This is a genomic window from Rhodococcus gannanensis (genome assembly GCF_042681175.1).
Taxonomy (GTDB): Bacteria; Actinomycetota; Actinomycetes; order Mycobacteriales; family Mycobacteriaceae; genus Rhodococcus_G; species Rhodococcus_G gannanensis.
This window is the reverse complement of record NZ_JBHUFB010000009.1, coordinates 309,681-331,518: the sequence shown is the minus strand read 5'-3', so window position 1 is coordinate 331,518 and position 21,838 is coordinate 309,681. Positions and strand designations below refer to the sequence as shown.

General features: G+C 69.5%; 21 protein-coding genes. 9 read left to right on the top strand and 12 right to left on the bottom strand.

What is annotated here, in order from left to right:
* Positions 1-62: 62 nt before the first annotated feature.
* A complete protein-coding gene (locus ACFSJG_RS08290; RefSeq protein WP_378484727.1) occupies positions 63-980 on the top strand; it encodes a DUF5926 family protein in 918 nt (305 codons plus the stop codon).
* 64 nt (positions 981-1,044) lie between these two features.
* On the opposite strand, the gene ACFSJG_RS08285 is transcribed toward ACFSJG_RS08290, so the two are convergent.
* From ACFSJG_RS08285 to ACFSJG_RS08275, 3 genes are read right to left on the bottom strand one after another with little or no spacing between them, the layout of a single operon-like run.
* Positions 1,045-2,217, bottom strand: coding sequence for a thiolase family protein (locus ACFSJG_RS08285; RefSeq protein ID WP_378484726.1), 1,173 nt, complete (start codon positions 2,215-2,217; stop codon positions 1,045-1,047).
* A gap of 30 nt (positions 2,218-2,247) precedes the next feature.
* Complete coding sequence (locus ACFSJG_RS08280) at positions 2,248-3,405, bottom strand: acyl-CoA dehydrogenase family protein (RefSeq protein ID WP_378484725.1); 1,158 nt, start codon at positions 3,403-3,405, stop codon at positions 2,248-2,250.
* Positions 3,406-3,442: 37 nt separating this feature from the next.
* Complete coding sequence (locus ACFSJG_RS08275) at positions 3,443-5,128, bottom strand: class I adenylate-forming enzyme family protein (protein ID WP_378484724.1); 1,686 nt, start codon at positions 5,126-5,128, stop codon at positions 3,443-3,445.
* Between the two features lie 253 nt (positions 5,129-5,381).
* Between ACFSJG_RS08275 and ACFSJG_RS08270 the strand changes: the two genes are divergently transcribed.
* On the top strand, positions 5,382-5,984 hold the full coding sequence (locus ACFSJG_RS08270; protein ID WP_378484723.1) for a TetR/AcrR family transcriptional regulator: 603 nt from the start codon (positions 5,382-5,384) through the stop codon (positions 5,982-5,984).
* A gap of 32 nt (positions 5,985-6,016) precedes the next feature.
* Here ACFSJG_RS08270 and ACFSJG_RS08265 read toward each other — a convergent pair whose 3' ends face one another.
* From ACFSJG_RS08265 to ACFSJG_RS08255, 3 genes are read right to left on the bottom strand one after another with little or no spacing between them, the layout of a single operon-like run.
* Complete coding sequence (locus ACFSJG_RS08265; RefSeq protein WP_378484722.1) at positions 6,017-6,652, bottom strand: LutC/YkgG family protein; 636 nt, start codon at positions 6,650-6,652, stop codon at positions 6,017-6,019.
* On the bottom strand, positions 6,649-8,163 hold the full coding sequence (locus ACFSJG_RS08260) for a lactate utilization protein B (protein WP_378484721.1): 1,515 nt from the start codon (positions 8,161-8,163) through the stop codon (positions 6,649-6,651). Before ACFSJG_RS08260 ends, ACFSJG_RS08265 begins: the two co-directional genes overlap by 4 nt.
* Complete coding sequence (locus ACFSJG_RS08255; protein WP_378484720.1) at positions 8,160-8,909, bottom strand: (Fe-S)-binding protein; 750 nt, start codon at positions 8,907-8,909, stop codon at positions 8,160-8,162. Before ACFSJG_RS08255 ends, ACFSJG_RS08260 begins: the two co-directional genes overlap by 4 nt.
* Positions 8,910-9,090: 181 nt before the next feature.
* Between ACFSJG_RS08255 and ACFSJG_RS08250 the strand changes: the two genes are divergently transcribed.
* Both ACFSJG_RS08250 and ACFSJG_RS08245 read left to right on the top strand, forming a co-directional pair.
* Complete coding sequence (locus ACFSJG_RS08250) at positions 9,091-10,758, top strand: L-lactate permease (protein ID WP_378484719.1); 1,668 nt, start codon at positions 9,091-9,093, stop codon at positions 10,756-10,758.
* Between the two features lie 46 nt (positions 10,759-10,804).
* Positions 10,805-11,512, top strand: coding sequence for a FadR/GntR family transcriptional regulator (locus tag ACFSJG_RS08245; RefSeq protein WP_378484718.1), 708 nt, complete (start codon positions 10,805-10,807; stop codon positions 11,510-11,512).
* Positions 11,513-11,569: 57 nt separating this feature from the next.
* Here ACFSJG_RS08245 and ACFSJG_RS08240 read toward each other — a convergent pair whose 3' ends face one another.
* From ACFSJG_RS08240 to ACFSJG_RS08220, 5 genes are all read right to left on the bottom strand, one after another.
* Entirely contained in the window at positions 11,570-12,121 is a 552-nt protein-coding gene (locus ACFSJG_RS08240; RefSeq protein WP_378484717.1) for a ferritin, read from the bottom strand.
* A gap of 619 nt (positions 12,122-12,740) precedes the next feature.
* Positions 12,741-13,472 carry a hypothetical protein gene (locus tag ACFSJG_RS08235; protein ID WP_378484716.1) on the bottom strand — a complete coding sequence of 244 codons (732 nt, stop codon included), beginning with the start codon at positions 13,470-13,472 and terminating at the stop codon, positions 12,741-12,743.
* A gap of 43 nt (positions 13,473-13,515) precedes the next feature.
* On the bottom strand, positions 13,516-14,697 hold the full coding sequence (locus ACFSJG_RS08230) for an LCP family protein (protein WP_378485254.1): 1,182 nt from the start codon (positions 14,695-14,697) through the stop codon (positions 13,516-13,518).
* Between the two features lie 315 nt (positions 14,698-15,012).
* Entirely contained in the window at positions 15,013-15,825 is an 813-nt protein-coding gene (locus ACFSJG_RS08225) for a CPBP family intramembrane glutamic endopeptidase (protein ID WP_378484715.1), read from the bottom strand.
* Between the two features lie 82 nt (positions 15,826-15,907).
* A complete protein-coding gene (locus ACFSJG_RS08220) occupies positions 15,908-16,678 on the bottom strand; it encodes a DUF2470 domain-containing protein (protein ID WP_378484714.1) in 771 nt (256 codons plus the stop codon).
* A gap of 136 nt (positions 16,679-16,814) precedes the next feature.
* Here ACFSJG_RS08220 and ACFSJG_RS08215 point away from each other — a divergent pair, with 136 nt between their 5' ends.
* The 4 genes from ACFSJG_RS08215 to ACFSJG_RS08200 all read left to right on the top strand — a co-directional run bounded on the left by ACFSJG_RS08215 (position 16,815) and on the right by ACFSJG_RS08200 (position 19,963).
* The gene (locus ACFSJG_RS08215) at positions 16,815-17,546 is read left to right on the top strand and encodes a hypothetical protein (RefSeq protein WP_378484713.1); all 732 of its coding nucleotides are present in this window, start codon (positions 16,815-16,817) and stop codon (positions 17,544-17,546) included.
* A gap of 164 nt (positions 17,547-17,710) precedes the next feature.
* Positions 17,711-18,631 carry a prephenate dehydratase gene (pheA, locus tag ACFSJG_RS08210; protein WP_378484712.1) on the top strand — a complete coding sequence of 307 codons (921 nt, stop codon included), beginning with the start codon at positions 17,711-17,713 and terminating at the stop codon, positions 18,629-18,631.
* 1 nt (position 18,632) lies between these two features.
* Positions 18,633-19,301, top strand: coding sequence for a histidine phosphatase family protein (locus ACFSJG_RS08205; protein ID WP_378484711.1), 669 nt, complete (start codon positions 18,633-18,635; stop codon positions 19,299-19,301).
* Between the two features lie 50 nt (positions 19,302-19,351).
* Positions 19,352-19,963: a TetR/AcrR family transcriptional regulator gene (locus tag ACFSJG_RS08200; protein ID WP_378484710.1), complete on the top strand. Its 612-nt coding sequence runs from the start codon at positions 19,352-19,354 to the stop codon at positions 19,961-19,963.
* A gap of 6 nt (positions 19,964-19,969) precedes the next feature.
* Here the strand turns inward: ACFSJG_RS08200 and ACFSJG_RS08195 are convergent, their stop codons facing one another.
* A complete protein-coding gene (locus ACFSJG_RS08195; protein ID WP_378484709.1) occupies positions 19,970-20,566 on the bottom strand; it encodes a TetR/AcrR family transcriptional regulator in 597 nt (198 codons plus the stop codon).
* Between the two features lie 85 nt (positions 20,567-20,651).
* On the opposite strand from ACFSJG_RS08195, the gene ACFSJG_RS08190 reads away from it, so the two are divergent.
* Positions 20,652-21,836, top strand: a complete 1,185-nt coding sequence (locus ACFSJG_RS08190; protein ID WP_378484708.1) for an aromatic ring-hydroxylating oxygenase subunit alpha — start codon at positions 20,652-20,654, stop codon at positions 21,834-21,836.
* The last annotated feature ends 2 nt before the right edge of the window (positions 21,837-21,838 follow it).

Here is a 21,838-nt window from a genome sequence, read left to right as displayed (position 1 = left end):
GAGGGCTCTCGCCCTGGGTCATGAGGGCTCTCGCCCTGCGGCGGGCGTGTAGGTTTCCCGACGTGGGTAAGAGCAAAAGAAACAGTGGTCCGAAGCCCGACAGCAACCGCGCCGCGAAGCTCGCCGAGCGGCGTGCCGAGCAGGAGGCCGCCGCGTCTGCCGCGGCCGCAGCGGCGCGACCGTTCGCCGGTCTCGCGGCCGAGTGCGACCTGATCGCGCTGCGCGAGTTCGTCCCGTCCGCGACGGCGCCCCTGCCGGTGACGTCGGGGGACCGCTCGGTGGTCGTCGCGACGGTGCTGCCCGGCGCCGTCGCAGCGCTGGTGCGCGACGAGGAGACCCCGACCGGTTTCGTCGGCCTGCAGGTGCAGGTCCAGTCGCCCGACCTGGGCGCGGACCTCGCCGCGGCTGCGACGTGGGCCGCAACGGGGACGCCCGGTGAGTCGCTGACGGCGGCGAACCCGAGCGCCGACGGCCCGCGTCTGAGCGACGTCGTCGACCCGACCGCCGCACTGGACATCACCGTGCACCAGAACTTCGACTGGTGGATCCCCGAGGGTGTCACCCCGGCGCCCGAGGTCGCCGCGACGGTCGAGCAGGCGAACTCGGTGATCATGCCGTCGGCGCGCCTCGAAGCCGATGGTGTGGTCGCGGCGTGGTGGGTCGACGCGGGCGAGAAGGCGCACCTGCGGTGGGTGCGGCCCGAGGACGAGGACGCGCTGATGCTGGCGCTGGCTCGGGTCCACGCCGCGGGCGGCCTGCACCTCGGTGAGGGCTCCCGCTACGCGGGCTCCTTCCGCGCGCACGGACTGCTGGTTCCGGTCTTCGACCTGGATCCGGAGAAGCACGCGCAGGAGTGGGCGGCCGCGACCGCGGAGCTGGGCGACCGGCTCGCACAGGCACTCGCAGTGGACGCGCCGCTGACCTCCGACGAGCGCCGCGCCCGCGACGGTCTGCGCGGACGCCAGGTGACGTTGCGCTAGAACCGCGTTCGACGCGAACGGCCCCGGGCGAGACACTCGCCCGGGGCCGTTCTTCGTGCTCGGGTCAGATCAGTTCGAGGATGGTGGCGTTGGCCATGCCGCCGCCCTCGCACATCGACTGGAGCCCGTAGCGGATTCCGTTGTCCCGCATGTGGTGAACGAGGGTGGTCATCAGGCGGGCACCGGAGCCGCCGAGCGGGTGTCCGAGGGCCATCGCACCGCCGTTCGGGTTCATCCGCTCGTAGTCGGCACCGATCTGGCGCTGCCAGCCGAGGGACACCGAGGCGAAGGCCTCGTTGATCTCGAAAGCACCGATGTCGTCAACGGACAGGCCCGACTTGTCGAGGGCCTTGCGGGTGGCCGGGATCGGACCCTTGAGCATCGTGATCGGGTCGACGCCCGCGACGACCGCGGTGTGGACGCGGGCGATCGGGGTCCAGCCGTTGCGAGCGGCGATCTCGCTGGTGGTGATCAGGAGGGCCGCGGAGCCGTCGGAGATCTGCGAGGCGTTGCCCGCCGAGATGACACCGTTCTCCTTGAACGGGGTCTTGAGCGCGCCCAGTTGCTCCAGGGTGGTGCCGCGGCGGACACCCTCGTCGGTGTCGAAAACGCCGGTGTTGCCCTCGGCGTCCGTCACCGTGATCGGTACGATCTGCTGCTTGAACCGGCCCTCGTCGATCGCCCGCGCGGCTCGCGCGTGCGAGTCGATGGCGTGCTGGTCGAGGTCCTCACGGGAGAGGCCGAACTCCTCGGCGATCATCTCCGCACCGACACCCTGGTTGAACCGGTAGTTGTCGTACCGCGCCGCGACCATGGGGCCGAACGGCTCGCCGAATGCGCCACCGGCGCGGGTGGAGCCCATCGGCACCCGCGACATCGATTCGACGCCACCGGCGACGGCGATGTCGTACTGACCGGCGATGACGCCCGCCGCGGCCTGGTGCACGGCCTGCTGCGACGAGCCGCACTGGCGGTCGATGGTCAGACCGGGCACGGACTCGGGCCAGCCGGCGCCGAGGACGGCGTAACGGCCGATGCATCCGCCCTGCTCGCCGACCTGCGAGACGGCGCCCCAGACGACGTCGTCGACGGTGGCAGGGTCGAGCGAGTTGCGCTCGGCGAGCGCCTGCAGGACCTGCGCGGACAGGTCGACGGGGTGGACTCCGGACAGGCCGCCGCCGGGCTTGCCCTTGCCGACCGCGGTCCGGACCGCGTCGACGATGACTGCGTCACGCATGGGGTTGTTCTCCTTCTTGTCAGGCTTCGCTCAGAGGCCGATCGACTTGGCGATGATCGTCTTCATGACTTCACTGGTGCCGCCGTAGATACGGGACACGCGAGTGTCCGCGTACAAGCGGGCAATCGGGTACTCGGTGACGTAACCGTATCCACCGTGTAGTTGCAAGCACTTGTCGATGACGCGGCCTGCGGCCTCGGTGCAGAACAGCTTCGCCTTCGCGGCGTCGGCGATGGACAGTTCGCCGGCGTCGTGCAGTTCGAGGGCGCGGTCGACCATGATCTGCATCGCCTCCACCTCGGTCGCGCACTCGGCGAGCACGAACTTCGTGTTCTGGAACGCGGCGACGGGCTTGCCGAATACGGTGCGCTCCTTGACGTAGTCGATCGCGAACTGCAGGGCCGCCGCCGCGGTGGTGTAACCACCGAGCGCAATCATGAGGCGCTCCTGCGGCAGGTTGTGGGACAGGTAGTCGAACGCCTTGCCCTCCTCGCCGAGGACGTTCCGGACCGGCACCTTGACGTCGGTGAAGGACAACTCGGCGGTGTCGGAGGCCTTCATGCCGATCTTGTTCAGCTTGCGACCGACGGCGAAGCCCTCGGAGGTGGTGTCCACGCACAGGATCGTCAGACCGCGGCGGCGATCCTGCTCGGTGGTGGGGGAGGTGCGCGCGACCACGAGGATCAGATCGGCGAGTGCGCCGCCGCTGATGAACGTCTTGGCGCCGTTGAGGATCCAGTGCGTACCGTCCTCGGACAGCTTCGCGGTGGTGGCCATGCCGGCGAGGTCGGAACCGGTGCCGGGCTCGGTCATCGCGATGGCGGTCATGATCTCGCCGGACGCGAAGCCGGGCAGCCAGCGCTGCCTCTGCTCGTCGGTGGCGTACGCCAGCAGGTACGGGAGAATCAGGTTGGTGTGGACGGACGCGTTGCCGAACGACACGCCTGCCCGCGAGGCCTCCTCCATTGCGACGAAGGCCCACTTGAGGCTGGTCTCGCCGCCGCCCCCGTACTCCTCCGGCACCTCCACACCGAGCACGCCGAGTTCACCGAGTTTGTTGTAGAACTCGCGCGGCGGGTGACCCTGGTCCTCCCACTCGTGGTGGTAGGGCGCGACCTCCTTCTCGATGAAGTCGCGGATCGTCTTCCGATACGCCTCGTGGTCCTCGTTGAAGACTGTGCGCTGCAAGGTGATTCCTTTCCCAGAGGGATGTCGTGGTGGATGGTCAGGCGTCGATCGACTGGTGCATCCGGCGCAGTTCGGTCTTCAGGATCTTGCCCGCGGCGGAGGTCGGCATCGCGTCCACGAAGTGGACCTCGCGAATCTTCTGGTATGGCGCCACTCGCTCCGCGACGTGATCCATGAGCGCTGTCGCGGTCTGCTCGTCGGGGACGGCGCCCCCGGTGAGGACCACGTACGCGACCGGGATCTCACCGGTGTCGCCCGCAGGCACCCCGATCACCGACGCCTGCGCGACGAGTGGGTGCTTCGCGAGGAGCTCCTCCAGTTGGCCGGGATAGACGTTGTAGCCCTTGTAGATCAGCATGTCCTTCGCGCGGCCGACGATGAAGATGTTGCCGTTCTCGTCGAATTGTGCGAGATCGCCGGTGAGGAGCCATCCGTCGCGGAACTGGGCGGCCGTGAGGTCGGGGTGCCCGAGGTATCCGGCGGCGATCTGCGGTCCGCGGGCCCACAGTTCGCCGACCTCGCCCGGCGGGACGCTGGTGTCCGGGTCGACGGGGTCGCGAAGTTCGACCTCGGTGTCGAAGATGGGCACGCCCACCGATCCGACGGGGACCGGATCGGATTCGTCGAACAGCCCGGAGGTCAGACCCATGGTGGCCTCGGTGAGGCCGTACGCCTCGACGACGGTTGCGTTGGGGAAGATCCCCTTGAGCGCGGCCAGGGTGGTGGTGTCGATGGGAGCGGCGCCGGACGTCACCGAGCGGACGTGGCTCATGTCCCGGTCGGCGGCACCGGGCGTCGCCAGCAGCAGATGGAAGAAGGCCGGTGACCCGGAAATCTGGGTTACCGAGTGCTTCTCGACCAGATTCAGGTAGGCGGCCGGGTCGAAGCGGCCCATCATGACTGCGGTGCCGCCGGTGATCACGGTGATGTTCTGGCTGATCAGGCCCATCGCATGGAACAGCGGCGCAACGCTGAGTGCGCATCCGGTGCCGGGCGCCGACATGAAGCGGGTCACCGCGCCGGGGACCGCGTCCAGGAACACTCCCCCCTCGGTGTCGACGGCGGGTACCGAGCCCGTCCGCAGCGCCGACATCTGGCAGGTGTTCGCGACCAGGTTGCGGTGCAGGACCCGTACCGCCTTGGACCGTCCGGTGGTGCCACCGGTGAACGACAGGTGGGCGACGGCATCGGGGGAGACCGCGGGGCCCTCGACCGGCTCCGCAGCCAGGAGGTCGGCCAGCGGGACGAATCCGTCCGCCGTCGTCTCGGGTGCCGGCGCGGCGGCGGTTTCGGGTACGGCGACGACGAACCGCACCGACGGTGCGTCGGCAGCCTGCACCAGTGGAGCCGTGAGCGGGTGCGCGATGACGGCGACCGCACCGACCTCGTCGAGCTGGTCACGGACGACCGCCGGCGGCAGCGTCGGGTTGATCGGGGCGACGGCGGCACCGGCCAGCAGCGTGGCGTAGTAGGTGACGGTGAACCAGGCGGAGTTCGGCTGGCAGAGAGCGACGGCGTCGCCCTGCTGGACACCGAGTTCCCGCAGGCCCTGCGCCACGCGCAGTGCACTGTCCCGGAGTTCGGTGTAAGTGAGCGTGAATTCGCCGTCCCGGAGGGCGATGTTGTCCGGATAGCGGCGTGCGGTCCCGGCGAGGATGGCGCCGGCGTCGGTGTCGGGGTAGGTGAGGCTGTCGGGCAGGCCGGTGGGGCGGCGGGTCGTCATGCGCGTCCTAGCTACGAGGGGAAGTTGCGAGGGGGCGAGCGTCGATCGCGAGATTAACGTACGAACGTTAAGTTGAGAAGAGATTCAACCCTCATTCCGGGGCGCGCGCGACAGCTGTATGTGATCTGCGACGCTGTTTTACTGATCAAGCGTTCAGTGCCGGTGGAAGCCGGGCGTCATTCGTTCGTGCTTGAATGAGGACCCGTCGATCGTCCCGGCGCCCGGCCCGAGACGCGTTCCGAATCGGAGACCAGTGCGCACCCAACCACCCGGCCACGTCGCCATCCTCGACGCCGCCCGCGCCGAGTTCGCCGAACGCGGATATGCGGCGGCGACCATTCGCACGATCGCGCAGCGTGCAGGTTTGAGCTTGTCGGCGATGTACTACTACTACAAGAGCAAGCAGGAGCTGCTCGTCGCGCTGCTCAACGACGGACTCACCGCCTACGCCGACGCATGCGACGAGGCACTGGCCTCGGCGGGGGACGATCCCGGTGAGCAACTGGAGGCGCTCGTCGACGCGACGGTCCGTTTCCGCGCGACACACCCGGCGAAGAGCAGCATCGGGATGACCGAGCGCCGGAACTTGGACACGGAACACCAGCAGAAGTTCCGGGACCACGAGGCCCGTGGGACCGAACGCTTCCGGCACATCATCGAGCGCGGAGTGAGCGAGGGGCTGTTCCTCACCCCTTACCCGGAGGACGCACGGCGAACCATCATCGCCGGGTGCAACGCGCTCGCCGAGTGGTACCGCCCCGATGGGTCGGTCAGTATCGACGACCTGGTCGAGCGGTACGTCTCACTCGCCTTCACGATCGTCGAGTACCGCCCGAGGCGGCTCCGCCGCCCCTGAGTGATCAGTACTCCGACGAGGGTACGAGTCACTCACAGGCGGGGTCGGTCGTGGAGCACGACGTGGAGGTTGCGGGGGCCGTGCACACCCTCGACCCGCTCGAGTTCGATGTCCGACGTCGCGGACGGACCGCTGATCAGAGTGATCGGGCGCTCCGGCACCAGCCTGGCCAGCGATTCCGGAACCCCGACCTCGACACTGTCGACGGCCACCACGACGACGTGCACGTCGGGGACGAGGGTCAGGGCGCGCCGGCCCTGGTCGGGGCTGCCGTCGAGGAAGATGGTGCCGGTCTCCGCGCAGGTGACGGTGGACGCCGTCACGACCGCGTCGAGCTCGGCCAGTTCCGGTGCGGGCACGTCGGCCGAGTCGACGACGACGTCGCCGACGAAGCCGGTCAGCCACGCCTCGTCCAGGCCGCCTGGAACACCGACGCGGCGAGCACCGACCTCTCCGAGCACCCGCGTGATCGTCTCGGCCGGCGTCGCGGCGTCACAGCGGTGGACGTGCGCCTTGTAGTCGACGAGCCGGTCGACGAGCAGTTCGACCCGCTCCGCGTCGGGCAGGGTGCGCCCGGTGCGATAGCCCCGTGGAACCTGTTGTGCGACAGGGGGAGCAAGGGTCTGGGCGTCCCTGATCCGCGACAGGATCGTCTCGCGCGCACTCACTTCCCGGACTCCTCTCGTGCGGCGTCGACGGCGGCGCGGCCCTCCTCGGAGTCCCACCACTGCCGGAAGGTCTGCTTCGGCGGGGCAGGGATGTCGCGGGCGGCGGTCCATCCGTTCAGCGGCGGCGGTAGCGTCTCGATCCGGCCCTTGCGTCCGGCGACGACGCGTCCGAGCCCGGCGGCCTTCTGCGCCAGCGTGAACCTTCGCGCCGAGCCCATCGCGACGGACGCGGCCTTCATCGCGGCCTTCTCCATCCCGAAGCCCGCCTTCTCCACCTTCTGGTGGCGCAGCTCGACCAGCAGCGACGGAATGTCGATCTTGACGGGGCAGGCGTCGAAGCAGGCGCCGCACAGGCTGGATGCGAACGGCAGGGTGGCGTTGGGGTCGTCCGGGGCGTCCATCCCGGCGAGCTGCGGGGTGAGCACCGCGCCGATCGGGCCGGGATACGTCGAGCCGTAGGCGTGCCCGCCGGTGCGCTCGTACACGGGGCACACGTTCAGGCATGCGGAGCACCGGATGCAGTGCAGCGCCTCGCGTCCGACGGAGTCGGCCAGCGCGGCGGTGCGGCCGTTGTCGAGAAGCACCAGGTGGAAGGCCTGCGGGCCGTCGCCGGGGGTGACCCCGGTCCACAGGGAGGTGTACGGGTTCATCCGCTCGCCGGTGGAGGACCGGGGGAGCAGCTGCAGGAACACCTCGAGGTCGGCGAAGCGCGGCAGCACCTTCTCGATGCCCATGACCGTGATGAGCGTCTGCGGCATCGTCAGGCACATGCGGCCGTTGCCCTCGGATTCGACGACCCCGAGCGTCCCCGTCTCCGCGATCCCGAAGTTCGCACCCGACACCGCGACCGGAACGGTCATGAACTTGTGCCGCAGGAACTTCCGAGCCGCCGCGGCGAGGTGGGCGGGCTCGGAGTCCAGGTCGGGATCGACGCCGTCCATCTCCCGCAGGAAGATCTCCCGGATCTCGGACCGGTTGCGGTGGATGGCAGGGACCAGGATGTGTGAGGGCTTGTCGTGGCCGAGCTGCACGATCAGTTCGGCGAGATCGGTCTCGTAGGCGGTGATGCCGTGCGCCTCGAGGTGCTCGTTGAGTTCGATCTCCTGCGTGGCCATCGATTTCACCTTGATGACCTCGTCCGAGCCGGTGGCCCGGATCAGATCGGTGACGATGGCGTTGGCCTCGATCGCGTCGGCGGCCCAGTGCACCACACCGCCACGCGCGACGACGGCGGCCTCGAGTTCTTCGAGCAGTTCCGGAAGCCGCCTCATCGCCTCGGCCTTGATCGCGGACCCGCTGTCGCGCAGGGCTTCCCAGTCTGGGAGCTCGCCGGTCACCTTGAGTCGCTTGGCGCGGATGGTGTGGGTGGCCTTGCCGATGTTGCGGCGCAGCTGCGCGTTCGCCAGTTCGTGGTGCGCGGCGTTCGGGAACGTCTCCGTGCCGCGGAGGAACCCGACCCCCTGCGGGGCGCGGGGCGGGACCGCGGGCAGTCCGAGCCCGACGGCGCTCATCGCGCCACCGCCGGTGACGTCGACGCCAGGACCTCCGCGAGATGCACCGTGCGCGTGCCCATCTGCAGCCTGGACATGCCGCCGCCGATGTGCATCAGGCAGGACGAGTCGCTCGCGCAGAGGGATTCGGCTCCCGTGTCGGCGACGGCACGGATCTTGTCGGCGAGCATCGCGGTGGACGTCTCCGCGTTCTTGATGGCGAACGTGCCGCCGAACCCGCAACAGGAGTCGGCCGCCGGGAGTTCGACGAGGTCGATGTCACGGACCGCGCGCAGCAGTCGCAGGGGCTTGTCGCCGACTCTCAGCATCCGCAGCGAGTGGCAGGTCGGGTGGTAGGTCACGCGGTGCGGGTACCAGGCACCGACGTCGGTCACACCGAGGACGTCGACGAGCAGCTCGGACAGTTCGTAGGTCTTGGCCTTGACCGTCTCGACCCGCTCGCGGAGCGCGGGGCTGCCGTACCGGGACGCGACGATCTCGTGTTGGTGGCGAACGGATCCGACGCACGATCCGGAGGGTGCGACGACGGCGTCGTACGCGGCGTCGCCGAACTCGTCGGCGTAGTTCCGCACCAGAGGCAGGGCGTCTGGCTGGTACCCGGTGTTGACGTGCATCTGCCCGCAGCAGGTCTGGCCGGGTGGGAACACCACCTCGTGTCCGAGCCGCGTGAGCAGCAGCGCGGTGGACTTCGCGGCATCGGGGAACATGGTGTCCCCGATGCAGGTGGCGAAGAGCGCGATTCGCATGTGGATCTCCGCAGTCGTCGTTGTGGTCTGACCACAGTAAGCCATGGTCGGCGGCTGTTCGCAAGATCGGATTCGGTACTCGACTGTGATCGGGGTCATGTTGTACCGTGCTGTGGTCTGACCACACAGTCGGACGACGTCAGCGCCGCGACCAGCGGCGATCCCCTCTCCAGGAGCTCCCGTGGCAACCCACCTACTCGCGGAGACGTACACGCCCGCCGCCGATGCCGTCGCGCACAACCTCACCCTCACCGCGCTCGTCGCGCTCACCCCGCTGGTGACGTTCTTCGTGCTGCTCGCCGGCGTCAAGCTCAAGGCCTGGTACGCCGGTCTCGGTGCCCTCGCCGTCGCCGCCCTCGTCGCGATCCTCGGGTTCTCGATGCCGGTCACCCTGACCGGGCTCTCCGCGCTCCAGGGCATCGCCTTCGGCCTGTTCCCGGTCATGTGGATCGTCGTCACCGCCATCTGGTTCTACGAGCTGACGGTCGTCAGCGGACGCTTCGAGGACCTGCGGCGGGTGTTCAACTCCGTCGGCCGTGGCGACATGCGCGTGCAGGCGATGCTGATCGCATTCTGCTTCGGCGGCATGCTCGAGGCACTCGCCGGTTTCGGTGCCCCCGTCGCCATCACCGGTGCCATGCTCATCGCCCTCGGAATGCCGCCGATCCGCGCAGCCGTCACCGTGCTCGTCGCGAACACCGCACCGGTTGCGTTCGGCGCCATGGCGATTCCGATCACGACCGCAGGCAACCTGACCGGAATCCCCGCCGAGGAGATCGCCGCCTACGTCGGCCGGCAGACCCCGGTGCTCGCCCTGTTCGTCCCGTTGCTGCTGCTGTTCCTCGTCGACGGCCGCCGCGGACTGCGCCAGGTGTGGCCGATCGCGCTCGTGACCGGTGCCGTGTTCGCGGTCGCGCAGTTCTGGTGTTCGAGCCATTTCTCGTACGAACTCACCGACGTCGTCGCCTCGCTCGCCGGCCTCGCCGCGGCCGTCGCGATGCTGCGCTTCTGGAGCCCGGCCACCCCCGACGGCCAGCGCTCGCACGTCCACCCGGAGCCGCTCGGAGCCGGACGGACCTTCCTCGCGCTGTTCCCGTACCTGCTCGTCGTCGTGGTGTTCGGCGTCGCGAAGCTGTGGACGCTCGGTGTCGACGTCCCCGCCTGGCTCTCCGGCACCGACCGCAAGATCGAATGGCCGGGGCTGTACGGCAACCTGCTCACCGGCACCGGCGACCCGTCGTCGAGCGCGATCTACACGTTCTCCTGGCTGTCCAACCCGGGCACCCTGCTGCTGATCAGCGGCATCGTCGTCACGATCGTCTACGCGATCTGGACCAGCGGCGGCATGTTCCCGATGAGCGCCCGCGCCGCCGTCGTCACCTTCGGGCAGACCCTCGTGAAGATGAAGCTGGCGATCGCGACAGTCGCGACCGTCCTCGGCCTGAGCTACGTGATGAACCAGTCCGGTCAGACCGTCTCCATCGGCACCTGGCTCGCCGGGACCGGTGCGGTCTTCGCGTTCTTCTCCCCGATCCTCGGCTGGCTCGGCACCGCGGTCACCGGATCCGACACCTCGGCGAACGCCCTGTTCGCGAAGCTGCAGCAGACCGCGGGTCAGCAGGCGGGCATCGACCCGACCCTGCTCGTCGCCGCGAACACCTCCGGTGGCGTGGTGGGCAAGCTCGTCAGCCCGCAGAACCTCACCATCGCGGCGACCGCAGTCGGGCAGCCGGGCAGCGAGCCGATCCTGCTGCGCAAGGTGATCGGGTACAGCCTCGGCATGCTGCTGATCCTGTGCACCCTGGTGTACCTGCAGTCGACGCCGGTGCTGTCGTGGATGCTCCCGTGACGGTGACGCACCGCCGTGCGCGGCGGAGGCTCTAGGCTCGGAACCCATGCCCGCCGAGACGACTCCGCAACCGCGCGCCTGGGAACAGGTCCTTGCGCGGCTCGAACAGATGCTCGTCTCCGGTGAGGTCCGTCCCGGGCAACGTCTGCCCGGGGAGCGGGTGCTGGCCGCGGACCTCGGTGTCGGGCGGTCCTCGGTGCGGGAGGCGCTGCGCGTGATGGAGGCGTTGGGGCTGTTGCGCGCGCAGACCGGTTCCGGTCCCACCGCGGGCGCGATGATCGTCAGTCGCCCGACCGGCGGCATGTCGATGCTGATGCGCATGCAGGTTGCCGCACAGGGCTTTCCGGTCACCGACGTGGTTCAGACCCGGCTGGTGCTCGAGTCGGAGGTGATGCGGACGCTCGCGGCGCGCCGCCCGGCTCCCGACCTCGGTGCGGCGGTGGAACTGCTCGACTCGATGGACGACGCCGCGCTGTCCGCGACCGAGTTCCTCATCCTCGACGCGCAATTCCACGTCGCGCTCGCCGATTCGGCGGGCAACCAGGTGATCGCCGCGATGATGGCCGGGCTTCGCGAATCGATCGAGAACTACGTCGTCTCCGGCATCGACGAGCCGACCTGGCCGACGACGTGCACCCGCCTGCGCCACGAACACCGCGGGCTCGTCGATGCGGTCGCGGCGGGCGACCCGGCACTCGCCGAGGCCCGGATCCTCGCCCACATCCGCGGCTACTACGAGGACATGGACGCATAGCACTGTGCGCACGTCCGGTAGCCGGAACCACCAGACGTGCGCACATGCGCGAATCGCTTACAGAGCGCCGCCTGCTGCGGCGGGCGCGCCCGTCTCGCCGGCCGACGCCGGGCTCATCTCGCGGGCGACGAAGTTCTCCAGGTCGAAGAGGTTGGTACCGGCGCGGTCCGCGATGGTGAGCAACGTGTTCATCGTCGCCACCTCCTCGACCTGCTCCTTGAGGAACCACTGCATGAACTGCTCGCCGAGGTAGTCGCCCTCGTCGCGGGCGGTGCTGGCGAGCCGCACGATCTGCTCGGTCACCGTCTTCTCCTGCGCCAGTGCCAACGCGAGCGGCTCGCGGACGCTGGTGAAATGCGACTTGGCGGCGTCGATGCCGCCGAGCTCGACCGCGATGTCCCGGTCGAGGAAGTACTGGAGCATCATCATCGCGTGATTGCGCTCCTCGACCGACTGGGCGTAGAAGTGCTTCGCCAGCTGCGGGAGGTCGGCGTTGTCGAAGTACACCGCGATCGCCAGGTACTGGTGGGCGGCGGTGAACTCGTTGCGAATCTGGTCGTGCAGGAGAGCATGGAACTTGGTCTGGTGAATGTCCTCGGAAATGCTCATGGCGGCGACAATAGCGCTGGTCAGAGGGGGTTCGCATCCAAGTGAACCCTTATTGAGGGCAGTGTTCCCTAACTGAGGTTTGCCTGGGTTTCGTTGTCTCGCAACGGGGTTGGAGAACAGGCCTGGTGGTGATCGTCGGTCGGAACAGGTTGCGGCTCAACCCCTTTCGATCCGGTTGGGTTCGGAGGGGTGTCGTCACGACAGGGGGTGCCGCCCGTCGGATCGGTCGCGGAACGCCGGCCGTGAGAGGAAGGTCACCCGCGGGTGCCCGTCGTCGGCGCGGGCGAATCGTCTCCGGAGTCGACGATGTGCGTGTGATCAAAAGTTCAAGTTACTTCGTTTAACACTTTCGTTTCCGTTTTCTTGCGCTCGCTAACGTGACGGCAATTTGTCCGAAATTCGGGTTGCCTAGGTTCGGAACCGCTCGAACGAGCACCCCGCTCCGGCGGGAACACCGAATGAAGGAGTGACGAATGGGCCTGGTTGCCGGACTGATCACCATCGTGGGGGACTTGCTTCATCTCTTGCTCGGCGGCCTGTAAGCCACACGCACCCCGAAACCCGGCCCCCTTCCGCTACGACGGAAGGGGGCCGGTTCGCGTCAGCGGCGGAACAGGCGTCAGCGGCGGAACAGGCGTCGGCGCGGAGCGACGAACAGGGCGTCGTCGAGCGTCCCGTCGACCCGGACGATGTCCACGTCGAGGTCGAGGCTGCCGCCCTGCTCGATGCGCACGCAGACACCCGTCTCCTCGTCGAGCCGAACCCGCGACGGCGGCCCAGGGATCCACGCGTCGTTCTCGCCGTCGTATCCGCCGGCGAGCAGCGGGCAGCAGTCGCACCGCGGGTCGTAGACGGCGGTCGGTTGCGCGAGTGCCTCCCACGCGCGGCGCCCGCGATGATCGACGACTGCCAGCTCGGTCAGGTCCACAGGGAGGCCGGTTCTGTCGCGACAGTGCACCGGGTCCGCGAACTCGACCGGGTTGAGCATCGCGACCCAGTGGTAGTTCTCGAAGAACGGACTGTCGTAGTCGACGTCGACCTCGTCCGGAACCACGGTGACCAGTCCGTCCGGGTCGCGCGGGGGATCGATGGCGGACGGCCACCGCCCGGGCATGGGCTCCCACCCACCACCGCGGACACCGACCATCGCCCCGGGGAACGGTTTCGTGGTCTGCGCAGACTGGATCGGTTCGCCATCGGCGTCCTCGACTCGAAGGTCGCCGGGACGCCGGATCCAGGCGTGCCGCTCGGCCCCGTCGTAGACGCGCCACCGGAACTCGATCGTCTGCCACAGCCACGGCGACGACCGCGCGAGGCGGCGGAACCGGTCGACGGACGGCGCTGTGGACATGACGCGATGCTCACACGCGGAACGCCGCGTCGACAACGGATTTTCAGTTGGCGACGAGGTCCGCGGGCACCGGTTCGTCGTTGGCGAGGGCCTCGAAGAACCGGGACGCCTTCTCCTGATCCCAGAGCAGGACGTTGCCGGAACCCGCCACGTCCTCGAATCCCCCCACCGGGACCGTCGTCGTCACCAGGTCGCCGCGCATCGCCCAGGCCAGCGACGCCAGATTCCACAGGTGGTCGCCCTCGTCCACCTCGAGCGAGCCGGCGGTGTCGGTGACCAGCGACCACAACCGGAACGGGTTGAGCATCGTTCCGAGGCTGGTCGCCTTGTCCAGCATCGCTGACATGAACAGGCGCTGGTTGTTCATCCGGTCGAGGTCGGCGAGCGGTGTGGCGCGACTGCGGACGAACCCGAGTGCCTCGGGACCGGTGAGGTCCTGGCAGCCCGCCTGCAGGTTGATCCCGGCCAGCGGGTCGTCGATCGGGTACGGCACGCACAGGTGCACGCCGCCGAGCGCGTCGACGATGTCCGCGAACCCGCCGAACCCGATCTCCGCGTAGTGGTCGAGGTGTAGTCCCGTCGCCTCTTCGACGGTCTGCGCGAGCAACTGTGGGCCGCCGCCCTCGATGGAGAAGGCGGCGTTGATCTTGTCGCTGCCCCATCCGGGGATGTCGACGTACGAGTCGCGGGGGATCGACACCATCGTCGCCGCACCGCTCTCGGGAACGTGCACGACGATGATCGTGTCGGTCCGCTTGCCCTCGATCGCGCCACCCGCGGCCAGTTCGCGGTCCTGCTCGGCGGTCAGGCCCTCACGGCTGTCCGACCCGACCAGCAGCCAGTTGGTGCCGGGCGTGTCGGCGATCCGGCCCGGGTAGTCGGCGAGCGCGTCGATCCGGTTCAGCGATCGGTCGAGGTAGACGACTGAACCGACCAGCAGGATCACCAGGATCAGCGGGACGAGCCCGATCCGCCTGCCCCAGTTCCTGCGTCGTCGTGGCGGCCGCGGGGGTTCGGGTGGCTGCCCGGACGACGGACGTCGGGTGCGCGGCGGCGGTGCGGCGGGCGGTGCCGGCCTGCGGCGCTGCGGATCGACGTACGGCTGCGGCGTCTGCGTTGGCGCGTACTCGGTGCGGGGCCGTGGCGGGGCAGGTCGGACCGGCTCCGCGGCAGGCTCCTGCGACCACGCTCGTGGCGCGGCGGGGCGTCCGTCGCGGCGGATGATCTGCGTGCCCTCGGCGGGCGGCGGGCCCGAGCGCGGATCGTGCGGCCGGTACGCCGTTGGCGCCGGGTACCGCGGCGGCGGGACGTTTCCCCGCGGCGGCACCTGACCTCGTGGTGGCTGCTGCGGGGTGCCGGGGCCGTGCGGGCCCGGGCGAGGCCCCCGTCCCTGTCCTCTCGACGGATCGACGGGCTGCGCCCGCCTGGGATCGACACCGTGCCCCTGACGCGGATCGGCCGCTCGACCCCGGTCTCGGGGGTCGGGGCTGCGGGGACGGTCGTCGTTCACGCAAGAAACTGTACGTGTGCAGGCCGGACGTCAGGGGAGCCATGACACGCGATCGCGCAGCACCGTGTAGCCGACGAACGCGACCGCGTCGATCAGCCAGTGCGCGACGACCAGCGGCCACAGCTTCCCGGTCCGCTGCCAATAGCGCCCGAACACGAGCCCCATCACGACGTTGCCGAGGCCGCCGCCGAGTCCCTGGTACAGGTGATAGCTGCCGCGCAACAGCGCCGACGCGGCCAGGGACGCGTTCTCGCTCCAGCCGAGCCGCCGCAGCCGGGAGATCAGATACGCCACGACCAGGATCTCCTCGGCCGCCGAGTTGGCCAGCGCCCACAGCACCAGTGCGGGCAGGCGCCACCAGTGGTCGTCGACGGTGCTGGGGACGACGGTGAGGTTGGCGCCGACCGCGGTCGCGACGAGGTAGAGGGCGAGGCCGGGCAGGCCGATCAGTGCGGCCAGGCCGACGCCGGGCAGCAGGTCGCGTCGCCATCGCGGGTGCCTGCCGAGGCCGATGCGTTCCGGGCCGAGTCCGCTGCGCCACAGCAGGTAGAGGCCGAGTGCGGCCCACGCGCACAGTCGCGCGATGCCGAGCAGCTGGCGGCCGAGGTCGATCCACCCGAAGGTGGAGCGGGAGGCGTTCAGCGCGACCGACTGGTCGGACAGTTGCCCGGGCTGCAGCGCCGTCTCGATCAGCGACAGGATCCCGGACAGTCCGCTGAGGCCGAACGTGACCAGCAGGACGATCGTGACCTCGATCCACAGGGCACGCCGCTGTCCGGGGTCGAGCGGTGGATCCGTCTGTGGAGGAGGGGTCGGGCGCAGCCAGTCGTGGAGCCGGGTCACGTCACGAAGGTAAGCGGCTCCGCCGCCTGTGCGCACTTTTGGTAGTGGGAGCTACCACAAGTGCGCACAGGCGCGGAGCGCATCAGTGCCGCGCGCGGAGGCCGTTGAGGAAGGGGCAGCCGACGAGGATGCGCAGCGCGCGGTTGAGACCGGCGGCGTCGTCGACGGGTTCGGCGAACGAGAGCCGGACGTCGCTGTCGCCGGTCGGGGACTCGACGCGCAGGCGCACGCCGTACCGGTCGAGGCCGAGCGGACGGACGCGTCCACCGCGCATGCTCGTGGGCAGGCGGTGCGCGAGCTGATGGACGAGATCCCCGTGCCCGGCCTCGAGGTGCTCGAGCCAGCAGTCCTCGACGGCCCAGAACGGATCGGGCACGGCGGTGAGCAGGTCGTCGAGCGGCACCGGCTCGGCGCCGTGACTGTCGGCGACGACGGCGGAGTCGAGCACGAGGCGCAGCAGCGTCGTGGTGTGTCCGACGTCGAGGAGCGCGGGGTCCGGGTTGTCGGCGGCGACGGCGGCGGCGAGGGCGCGGGTGGCCTCGCCCGGCACGGCGTGCAGGGAGCCGCGCAGCCACACGAGCGACCGGACCCGCTCACGCAGCGCGAGGGGTGCGTTGTCGGTGAGTTCGAGGACGGCGGGAAGTCCGCCGCGACCGGCCTGCCAGGCGAGGGCGGTGACCGCGACGTCGGAGGGCACGGCGAGCACGACGTCGCCACAGGTCCGCAGGTGGTGGACGGCGACGGTGACCGTGTCGCTGCCGTCGACGGCGAGGACCGCTTGCTGGGCGCGAGCACAGGCGGTGCGGACGCGTTCGGCGGTGGTCGGGCCGATCGAGGTGGCGGCGGCGGTCATGTGGTGCTCCTTGTCGTCCGGGTCCCTGGAAGCGCGAGTCGTCGAGGTGCGGCGGCTGTCACAGTAGGTTAGCCACGCCTAAGTTAGGGTATGCATACCCGCAGGCGCAAGGGGAACGCCCGATTACTGTTGACCGGTGGCCACCCTGCTCAACCTGCAACCTCCCGCACCCCGCGAACAGCAGCCGCCGTTCGCCGCACTGCTCGCCGAGACCTGCGCCGACGCCGCCGCGGTCCGCGACCGCATCCGGGATCCGCTCTTCGGCCCTCCGCTGCTCGCCGCGTCCGCGCTGAGCGGCGTGGACTCCGCCGACGGGCCGCTCTGGCTGGGTCTCGACGTCGAGCTCGACGTCCTGCCGCAGTCGCTCCCGGAACTCGTGCGCATCGAGGTGGAGTGCCCGCTCGAGCACCTCGACGACGCCGTCGCGCTCGCGAAGGGTGACCCGCGACCGCTCCCGGCGCGGCTCGCCGTGCGCGTCGCCGCCGACGGCGCAGGCCGCGGCTGGGCCGCCGAATCCTCGGAACGGATCGCCGCCACCGGGGCACACCCGGTGCTCGCCTCCGGCCTCGGAGCCGAGGACGTCGCCGACTTCCTCGCCGTCCTCGCGCACTCGGACGCCGGATTCGTCGCCCACGCCGCCGACGCCCGTGAGGTCGTCGCGATCCTCGCCGCCACCGTCGCGGCCCTGACCGGCGACGACATTCCCGCCGCCTTCCGCGCCGCCGACCCCGCCCCGGTCGCGGCACTCTCGACCGCGGCCGCGGAGGCGGTCCGCGAGATCCTCGTCGCGATCGCGGTTCCGGCAGGCGCAGGCATCGATGCCGAGCTCCGCGACCTCGGGATCACCGCCGACCTCGGTAGCCGCTGACCCCGTACCGGCACCCGGTTGGTCGGCGTGAACGGTTCCGTTCACTCGATCAGATCGACTGAACGGAACTGTTCATGCCAGGCGTGGGCGTCCGTTCAGGGTGGGTGAGCCGATCCGATCGTGGCGGGGACGGGGTCGAGGTGTCCGCTGCGTAACCTGGACGGGTGCCGCGCATCGCTTACTTCGGGCCGTCCGGAACCTTCACCGAGATGGCGCTCGCCCAGCTCGAGTCGTCGGGTGTCCTCGCCGGCCCGGTCGAGCGGGTCGTCGCCTCGAGCCCGCCCGCGGCGCTGGCACTCGTCCGAGACGGCGCCGTCGACGGCGCCGTCGTCCCGATCGAGAGTTCCGTCGAGGGACCGGTCCGTCCGACGCTCGACGCGCTGGCGGTCGGCGGGCGGCTGCAGATCATGGCCGAGACCGAACTCGACGTGAGCTTCACCATCGTCGCGAGGCCGGGTACGACGCTCGACGCCGTCCGCACCATCCGTGCCTACCCCGTCGCCGAGGCGCAGGTGCGGGAGTGGATCGAGCGCACCCTGCCGGACGCCGTCGTCGAATCGGCGTCCTCCAACGCCGGTGCCGCCGAGGACGTCGCGGCAGGCCGGGCCGACGCCGGTGTGTCGACCGCGCTGGCCGGGGAACGTCTCGGACTCACTTCGCTGGCCTCCGGCGTTGCCGACTTCGCCGGTGCGATAACACGATTCGTGCTCGTCACCCGGCCTGCGCCGGTGCCGGCCGCGACCGGATCGGACCGCACCTCCGTCGTGCTCCAGCTCAACCACGAGCCCGGGTCGCTGGTCGGCGCGATGGCCGAGTTCTCCACCCGCGGTATCGACCTCACCCGCATCGAGTCCCGGCCGACGCGAGTCGAATTCGGCACCTACCGCTTCTACCTCGACTGCACCGGCCACATCGAGGACTCCGCGGTTGCCGAGGCGCTGAAAGCGTTGCACCGCAAGCACACCGTCCGGTTCCTCGGATCCTGGCCCGCCGCCACCGACGGCGGCAGGCGCCCGCCGTCGGACGACGAGGCGAACGAGTGGTTGCGACGTGTCGTCGCAGGCGAGAGCGAAGGGACGAACTGAGTTGGCGGGCAAGCTGATCCTGGTCCGGCACGGTCAGACCGAGGCGAACGTGGCCAGGCGGCTGGACACCGCGCTCCCCGGTGCCCGGTTGACCGAGGTAGGGGAAGGGCAGGCGCAGACCTTCGGGGCCGGGCTCACCGGTCCCCGCCCGAAGGCGCTCGTGGCGTCCGAGGCGCTGCGGGCCAGGCAGACCGCGAGCTACGTCGAGCACGCGTCCGGTCTCGTGGTGCAGGTCCGCGAGGGCATCCACGAGGCGCAGGCCGGTGAGCTCGAGAACCGCTCCGACCGCGCATCCCACGAACTGTTCGCCGGGGTGTTCCACTCGTGGCACGTCGGCGAGCTCGGTGCCCGGATCCCGGGTGGTGAGTCCGGTGAGGACGTCCTGGAGCGGTACCTGCCCGTGGTCGAGTCGCTCCGCGGCCAGTACCTCGAACAGGACGACAGCGACGGCGACGTGCTCGTCGTCAGTCACGGCGCGGCGATCCGGTTGGTCGCAGCGCACCTGACCGGCCTCGACGGCCGGTTCTCCGCCGACACGCACCTCGACAACACGCAGACGATCGAGCTCGTGCCGACCGCGGCTGGCGGATGGGAGTGCGTGCGCTGGGGAGCGGTGCTGCCGCCGTTCCGGGTTCCCGCCGTGGACGTCGTCGACGACCCGATGGGGTAGACGAGTTCCACCCGCGCGGCCAGACGGGTTCCGCCCGTACGCTTGGCCCCGTGACGGGGACGGAGCGGGTGGACGGGCGCACCCTGCGGTACGCGGGGCGCCGAGACGAACTCCTCGACGCCGTCACGGCCTACGTCATCGAGCACGGGGTGGCCGATCTGTCGATGCGGCCGCTCGCGAAGGTCGTCGGTGTCTCGCACGCCTCGCTCCTGCATCACTTCGGGAGCAAGGAGAACCTCCTCGCCGAGGTGATCGAGCGGATGCGCAGCGACACGATCCCCGCCGAGCTGACCACCGGGAACGTCGACGACCCGATCGCACTGCTGCGGTCGTGGTGGAGCGTCCGGATGGCGCCCGACGAACTGCTGCGGTTCCGGGTGATGCTGGAGCTCTACGTGCAGGCCGTGCTCAAGCCCGACCAGAACCCGCGGTTCCTCGACAAGTTCATCGGGCAGTGGCTCGCGGCGCTGGAGTCCGGGTTGCGTGCGGCCGGCTGTCCGGACGGCGAGGTGTCCGCGAACGCGACGCTGATCCTCGCCCAGATTCGGGGCCTCTCGCTCGACCTGCTGGCCACCGGAGACCGGGATCGGGTGGACGCGGCATTCGAGGCGTACGTGGGGATGCTGGCGGGGACGGTCGCAGGATGGTCCGGGAGCGCCTGATCAGCGTCAGCGGGGCAGCAGCGCGGGCACCACGAATGCGCGCAGCTTGACCCGCACCCTGTCGAGGGCGCTGTCGTCGGTCCCGTATTGGCTGATGTACATGATCTCGAGCTCGGAGATCCACTCGGAGACGAGCCTCGGGTCGAGGTCGGCGCGGATGTTTCCCGCCGCCTGTTCGTCGACGATGATGGGGCCCCACAGCTCGTGGGTGAGCTCGATGGCGCGTCCCGAATCGCTGAGCAGCTGGATCGACAGCGCCATCGACTCGGGGGAGACGAGCCGGTTCACCAGCGGGTCGAGGTGGCCCTTGCGAATGTCCTGGCAGATGCCCTCGACGATGCGGTCCTCGACCGTCGGCCAGCGGGTGATGTACGCGCGGGCTCGGGACATGTTCGCCCGGGCCCGCCGGACGACCGATTCGGTGATCAGTGCCTCCCGGTCCGCGAAGTAGCGGTACACCGTGGCCCGCGACATCGAGGCGGCCTTCGCGACGTCCTCCATCGTCGTCTTCGCGATGCCGAATCGCGCGAAGCATTCCTCGGCGGCCGCCAGGATCGCTGCGCGGGCGTCGGTCGGGGTGTCGGTGCCGGTGCGTGCTGCCACGGGAGAACGGTACCAATCCGAAAACAACCGAAAGTAGTTAGATAAGACGCTAGACATTGATTGTCTCGTGTGTCACTCTCGATCCATGGAGCGCGACGAGAAGATCAGGCTCACGCAGCGGCTCATCGCCCACGTGGACAACGACACCACCGACTACGCGGACGACCTGCTCCGCGTGCCGTTCTCGGTCTTCAACGACCCGGAGCTCGCGGCCAAGGAGCGGGACGTGGTGCGGCGGTTCCCGCACATCGTGGCCCACGTCGACGAGCTGCAGAAGTCCGGCGACTTCCTCACCACCGAACTCATCGGCACCCCGCTGCTCGTCGTCAAGCAGAACGACGGCAGCGTGAAGGCGTTCTCCAACGTGTGCAGGCACCGCGGGTCGAAGGTGGAGTTCGGCGAGTCGGGCTGCAAGCGCGTGTTCGCCTGCCCGTACCACAACTGGTCCTACGGCAAGGACGGTTCGCTGCGCGGACTGCCGCACGCCGAGGGCTTCGACGGTATGGACCGCGGTGAGTACGGCCTGGTCGAGTTCCCGTGCGAGGTACGGCACGGACTCGTCTGGGTGGTGCCGACGGTCGGCGCCGACCTCGACATCGCGACCGTGCTCGGTGCCAAGCACGACGCGGAGGTCACCGACACCGGCATGGCCGGCTCGTTCCAGGTCCGCAAGGAGACCTGGAAGCTCGACATGAACTGGAAGATCGCGGTCGACGGCGTGCAGGACTCCTACCACCTGTGCCAGTTGCACACGAAGACCGTCTGCAACTACCTCGAGGGCAACATCACCGCACTTGACGTCGTGGGCCGCTCGTGGCGACTCGTGGTGGCGCGCAAGGCGATCACCGAGGTCCGTGATGCCGATCCGGACAGCTTCGACGTCCGCGACTACTCGCTCGCGAACTACACGATCTACCCGGGCACCATGCTGGTCACCGAGCCGAACCACTTCGAGATCTGGACGATCGTGCCCGACAAGGACGATCCGAACGTCAGCCACTGCACGATCCGGCTGCTGTCCCCGAGAAGGCCGGAGACCCCGCGTGAGGAGCGGATCCTGGAGAAGAACTGGGAGCTGCTGATGGAGACGCTGCACGCCGAGGACTGGTTCGTCACCAAGACCATCACCGACAACGCCGCGCACGGTCAGGTAGACGAGCTCATCTACGGCCGAAACGAGTTGCCGGGACAGCTTTTCCACAACATGGTCGCCGGCGACGTCGAGGAACTCGACCGCGCGCGCGAGGCCCGGCTCGCGGCGGCACGGTAACC

Excerpts from the sequence above, each read along its gene's own strand:
- ACFSJG_RS08285 (WP_378484726.1), bottom strand. The coding sequence starts at position 2,217 with ATGCGTGACGCAGTCATCGTCGACGCGGTCCGGACCGCGGTCGGCAAG.
- ACFSJG_RS08275 (WP_378484724.1), bottom strand. The coding sequence starts at position 5,128 with ATGACGACCCGCCGCCCCACCGGCCTGCCCGACAGCCTCACCTACCCC.
- ACFSJG_RS08260 (WP_378484721.1), bottom strand. The coding sequence starts at position 8,163 with ATGAGCGCCGTCGGGCTCGGACTGCCCGCGGTCCCGCCCCGCGCCCCG.
- ACFSJG_RS08255 (WP_378484720.1), bottom strand. The coding sequence starts at position 8,909 with ATGCGAATCGCGCTCTTCGCCACCTGCATCGGGGACACCATGTTCCCC.
- ACFSJG_RS08245 (WP_378484718.1), top strand. The coding sequence starts at position 10,805 with ATGCCCGCCGAGACGACTCCGCAACCGCGCGCCTGGGAACAGGTCCTT.
- ACFSJG_RS08240 (WP_378484717.1), bottom strand. The coding sequence starts at position 12,121 with ATGAGCATTTCCGAGGACATTCACCAGACCAAGTTCCATGCTCTCCTG.
- ACFSJG_RS08235 (WP_378484716.1), bottom strand. The coding sequence starts at position 13,472 with ATGTCCACAGCGCCGTCCGTCGACCGGTTCCGCCGCCTCGCGCGGTCG.
- ACFSJG_RS08220 (WP_378484714.1), bottom strand. The coding sequence starts at position 16,678 with ATGACCGCCGCCGCCACCTCGATCGGCCCGACCACCGCCGAACGCGTC.
- ACFSJG_RS08190 (WP_378484708.1), top strand. The coding sequence starts at position 20,652 with ATGGAGCGCGACGAGAAGATCAGGCTCACGCAGCGGCTCATCGCCCAC.